Raw genomic sequence first — 5,547 nt, 5'->3', positions numbered from 1 at the left:
TCTTGGATGGTGTGCGTCGGTTGTTTGAGAACTCAACAGTGTGCTTGATAGTCAATGCCAAATTATTGAACCCTTTTGTGGGTTCTTTTGGATACAGATTGAGCAGTTCAGCTCGGTCTGGTCAGTATCGATAGGCGACTGATGGCCTCTTTGGGGGTTGTTGGTTGTTTTCTCTCTTTTACGGAGAGTTTGATCCTGGCTCAGGACGAACGCTGGCGGCGTGCTTAACACATGCAAGTCGAACGGTGAAGCCCAGCTTGCTGGGTGGATCAGTGGCGAACGGGTGAGTAACACGTGAGCAACCTGCCCTCCACTTTGGGATAAGCCTTGGAAACGAGGTCTAATACCAAATATGAGCATGCGACGCATGTCGTGTGTTGGAAAGTTTTTCGGTGGGGGATGGGCTCGCGGCCTATCAGCTTGTTGGTGGGGTAATGGCCTACCAAGGCGTCGACGGGTAGCCGGCCTGAGAGGGCGACCGGCCACACTGGGACTGAGACACGGCCCAGACTCCTACGGGAGGCAGCAGTGGGGAATATTGCACAATGGGCGAAAGCCTGATGCAGCGACGCCGCGTGAGGGATGACGGCCTTCGGGTTGTAAACCTCTTTCAGCAGGGAAGAAGGCTTCGGTTGACGGTACCTGCAGAAGAAGCGCCGGCTAACTACGTGCCAGCAGCCGCGGTAATACGTAGGGCGCAAGCGTTGTCCGGAATTATTGGGCGTAAAGAGCTCGTAGGCGGTCTGTCGCGTCTGGTGTGAAAACCCGAGGCTCAACCTCGGGCTTGCATCGGGTACGGGCAGACTAGAGTGCGGTAGGGGAGACTGGAATTCCTGGTGTAGCGGTGGAATGCGCAGATATCAGGAGGAACACCGATGGCGAAGGCAGGTCTCTGGGCCGCAACTGACGCTGAGGAGCGAAAGCATGGGGAGCGAACAGGATTAGATACCCTGGTAGTCCATGCCGTAAACGTTGGGCACTAGGTGTGGGGCTCATTCCACGAGTTCCGTGCCGCAGCTAACGCATTAAGTGCCCCGCCTGGGGAGTACGGCCGCAAGGCTAAAACTCAAAGGAATTGACGGGGGCCCGCACAAGCGGCGGAGCATGCGGATTAATTCGATGCAACGCGAAGAACCTTACCAAGGCTTGACATGCACCGGACGCTGCCAGAGATGGTGGTTCCGCAAGGTCGGTGCACAGGTGGTGCATGGTTGTCGTCAGCTCGTGTCGTGAGATGTTGGGTTAAGTCCCGCAACGAGCGCAACCCTCGTCCCATGTTGCCAGCGGGTTATGCCGGGGACTCATGGGAGACTGCCGGGGTCAACTCGGAGGAAGGCGGGGATGACGTCAAATCATCATGCCCCTTATGTCTTGGGCTTCACGCATGCTACAATGGCCGGTACAGAGGGCTGCGATACCGTAAGGTGGAGCGAATCCCAAAAAGCCGGTCTCAGTTCGGATTGGGGTCTGCAACTCGACCCCATGAAGTCGGAGTCGCTAGTAATCGCAGATCAGCAACGCTGCGGTGAATACGTTCCCGGGCCTTGTACACACCGCCCGTCAAGTCACGAAAGTTGGTAACACCCGAAGCTCATGGCCTAACCGGTTTTCCGGGGGGAGTGGTCGAAGGTGGGACTGGCGATTGGGACTAAGTCGTAACAAGGTAGCCGTACCGGAAGGTGCGGCTGGATCACCTCCTTTCTAAGGAGCACATTCCCTCGTGGCTGGTGCTGGTGGACGTTTCCCTTCGGGGGTGTTCGTGGGTGCTGGTCGTTTGCGGGGGCATGGTCAGCTGCTGTAGGCGCCGAACGTGCGTCTGGTGGTTGCTCTGGGTGGAACATTGACTGAGACGACACCTTGGGCGTGTCGGCTGCTAGTACGTCTGCTGCTTCGGTGGTGGGTAGGAACGTGGTCGGTGCGGTGCGGGGGGTTGGTAGAGCACACTGTTGGGTCCTGAGGCAACCGGCCGCGGAAGTGGTCGGGGCTTGTCCTCGGATGGAAACGGGTCGTTGGTCTGGTGGCAGACTGCTCCACGGTTGTTGGGGTAGGTGTACCGAGAAGACTGGCGGGACCGTCCGTTGCTTGAGAACTGCACAGTGGACGCGAGCATCCCAGATGTTCAAGTATTATTCTTGGATTTCTGTAGCATATTTGTAGTGTGTGTCGAAGTTTTCAAGGGCACACGGTGAATGCCTTGGCACTAGGAGCCGAAGAAGGACGTTGTAGCCTGCGTTAAGCCTCGGGGAGCTGGCAAACGAGCTGTGATCCGAGGATGTCCGAATGGGGGAACCCGGCCGCAGTCATGTGCGGTCACCTGTACCTGAATTCATAGGGTGCTGGAGGGAACGCCGGGAAGTGAAACATCTCAGTACCGGCAGGAAGAGATATTCCGTGAGTAGTGGCGAGCGAAAGCGGATGAGGCCAAACCATATGCGTGTCAAGCTGTCAGGCGTTGCGTGTATGGGGTTGTGGGACCTTTCGAGAATCACTGACATGGTTCTGACCAGTAAAAAAGTCGTGTCATAGTCGAACCGCATTGAAAGGCGGACCGTAGAGGGTGGGAGTCCCGTAGACGAAATGGTGCGGCCTGGTGAAGGGGATCCCAAGTAGCACGGGGCCCGAGAAATCCCGTGTGAATCTGGCAAGACCACTTGCTAAGCCTAAATACTACCTAGTGACCGATAGCGGACAAGTACCGTGAGGGAAAGGTGAAAAGTACCCCGGGAGGGGAGTGAAATAGTACCTGAAACCGTGTGCCTACAATCCGTCGGAGCCTCCCTAGCAGGGGTGACGGCGTGCCTTTTGAAGAATGAGCCTGCGAGTTAGTGCTCGGTGGCGAGGTTAACCCGTGTGGGGAAGCCGTAGCGAAAGCGAGTCCGAATAGGGCGATTCAGTCGCCGGGTCTAGACCCGAAGCGAAGTGATCTAGCCATGGGCAGGTTGAAGCGCCGGTAAGACGGCGTGGAGGACCGAACCCACTTAGGTTGAAAACTGAGGGGATGACCTGTGGTTAGGGGTGAAAGGCCAATCAAACTTCGTGATAGCTGGTTCTCCCCGAAATGCATTTAGGTGCAGCGTCACGCGTTCCTTGCCGGAGGTAGAGCTACTGGATGGCCGATGGGCCTCACCAGGTTACTGACGTCAACCAAACTCCGAATGCCGGTAAGCCAGAGCGTGGCAGTGAGACTGCGGGGGATAAGCTTCGTAGTCGAGAGGGAAACAGCCCAGACCACCGGCTAAGGCCCCTAAGCGTGTGCTCAGTGGGAAAGGATGTGGAGTTGCACAGACAACCAGGAGGTTGGCTTAGAAGCAGCCACCCTTGAAAGAGTGCGTAATAGCTCACTGGTCAAGTGATTCCGCGCCGACAATGTAGCGGGGCTCAAGTACACCGCCGAAGCCGTGGCACTCACACGTTACCCAGCATCCCCTTGAGGGGTGTTCAGGTGTGTGGGTGGGTAGGGGAGCGTCGTGTGGGCAGTGAAGCCGCGGAGTGATCCAGCGGTGGAGGCCACACGAGTGAGAATGCAGGCATGAGTAGCGAAAGACGGGTGAGAAACCCGTCCGCCGAATGACCAAGGGTTCCAGGGCCAGGTTAATCCGCCCTGGGTAAGTCGGGACCTAAGGCGAGGCCGACAGGCGTAGTCGATGGACAAGGAGTTGATATTCTCCTACCGGCGAAGAACCGCCCATACCGAGCCCGGTGATGCTAACCACCCCGGACCACCACCGTCACCTTCGGGTGACACCGGTGGCGAGGCGTGGGACCCGAACCGGTAGTAGGTAAGCGTGTTAACAGGGGTGACGCAGGAAGGTAGCCCGGCGTGGCGATGGTAGACCACGTCCAAGGCCGTAGCCGGCTTCGTAGGTAAATCCGCGAAGCACATACGGTGAGAGCTGACGGTGACCGCATTCGCGGGAATCGGGTGATCCTCTGCTGCCAAGAAAAGCCTCGACGCGAGGTTCTAGCCGCCCGTACCCCAAACCGACTCAGGTGGTCAGGTAGAGAATACCAAGGCGATCGAGCAAATCGTGGTTAAGGAACTCGGCAAAATGCCCCCGTAACTTCGGGAGAAGGGGGGCCCGAACCGTTCAACCCCTTGCGGGTGAAAGCGGTGAGGGCCGCAGAGACCAGGGAGAAGCGACTGTTTACTAAAAACACAGGTCCGTGCTAAGTCGCAAGACGATGTATACGGACTGACGCCTGCCCGGTGCTGGAAGGTTAAGAGGACGGGTCAGCCTTCGGGCGAAGCCCAGAATTTAAGCCCCAGTAAACGGCGGTGGTAACTATAACCATCCTAAGGTAGCGAAATTCCTTGTCGGGTAAGTTCCGACCTGCACGAATGGCGTAACGACTTCTCCGCTGTCTCAACCGCGAACTCGGCGAAATTGCACTACGAGTAAAGATGCTCGTTACGCGCAGCAGGACGGAAAGACCCCGGGACCTTTACTATAGCTTGGTATTGGTGTTCGGTGCGGTTTGTGTAGGATAGGTGGGAGACTATGAAGCCCGCGCGCCAGCGCGAGTGGAGTCGCCGTTGAAATACCACTCTGACCGCATCGACCATCTAACCTCGGTCCGTGATCCGGATCAGGGACAGTGCCTGGTGGGTAGTTTAACTGGGGCGGTTGCCTCCCAAAATGTAACGGAGGCGCTCAAAGGTTCCCTCAGCCTGGTTGGCAATCAGGTGTCGAGTGCAAGTGCACAAGGGAGCTTGACTGTGAGACCGACAGGTCGAGCAGGGACGAAAGTCGGAACTAGTGATCCGGCGGTGGCTTGTGGAAGCGCCGTCGCTCAACGGATAAAAGGTACCCCGGGGATAACAGGCTGATCTTCCCCAAGAGTCCATATCGACGGGATGGTTTGGCACCTCGATGTCGGCTCGTCGCATCCTGGGGCTGGAGTAGGTCCCAAGGGTTGGGCTGTTCGCCCATTAAAGCGGCACGCGAGCTGGGTTTAGAACGTCGTGAGACAGTTCGGTCCCTATCCGCTGCGCGCGCAGGAAACTTGAGAAGGGCTGTCCCTAGTACGAGAGGACCGGGACGGACGAACCTCTGGTATGCCAGTTGTTCCGCCAGGAGCACGGCTGGTTCGCTACGTTCGGAAGGGATAACCGCTGAAAGCATCTAAGCGGGAAGCCTGCTTCAAGATGAGGTTTCCATCCCCCTCGGGGGTGAAGGCACCCAGCTAGACCACTGGGTAGATAGGCCGGAAGTGGAAGACAGGACCAACGACTGTCGCAGCTGACCGGTACTAATAAGCCAACAACTTCAACACCAACACTTCTGCTGTATGCACGCGTCCACTGTGCGGTTCCCGAGAAACGGGCACCACCCCCACCACCTGAACCAGGTGGCACCAGGGGGCACCCGAACAACTCGATAGCGTTACGGCGGTCACAGCGAAGGGGAAACGCCCGGTCCCATACCGAACCCGGAAGCTCAGCCCTTCAGCGCCGATGGTACTGCCCTGGAGACGGGGTGGGAGAGTAGGACGCCGCCGGACACCCTTCACAGCCAGGCCCCCCACACCACACGGTGCGGGGGGCCT

3 rRNA genes are annotated in these 5,547 nt (G+C 57.9%); all 3 read left to right on the top strand.

The features are described from left to right. The first annotated feature begins 177 nt into the window (after positions 1 to 177). A 16S ribosomal RNA gene (locus PZC42_RS20555) occupies positions 178 to 1,701 on the top strand. A gap of 461 nt (positions 1,702 to 2,162) precedes the next feature. Then, positions 2,163 to 5,274: ribosomal RNA gene (locus PZC42_RS20550) — 23S ribosomal RNA — on the top strand. 111 nt (positions 5,275 to 5,385) lie between these two features. After that, a 5S ribosomal RNA gene (gene rrf, locus PZC42_RS20545) occupies positions 5,386 to 5,502 on the top strand. The 16S, 23S and 5S rRNA genes sit together here, the layout of an rRNA operon. The last annotated feature ends 45 nt before the right edge of the window (positions 5,503 to 5,547 follow it).

Source organism: Isoptericola croceus, from assembly GCF_029382255.1.
Lineage (GTDB): Bacteria > Actinomycetota > Actinomycetes > Actinomycetales > Cellulomonadaceae > Isoptericola > Isoptericola croceus.
The sequence above is the reverse complement of the archived record's forward strand: the minus strand, read 5'-3'. Positions and strand labels throughout refer to the sequence as shown.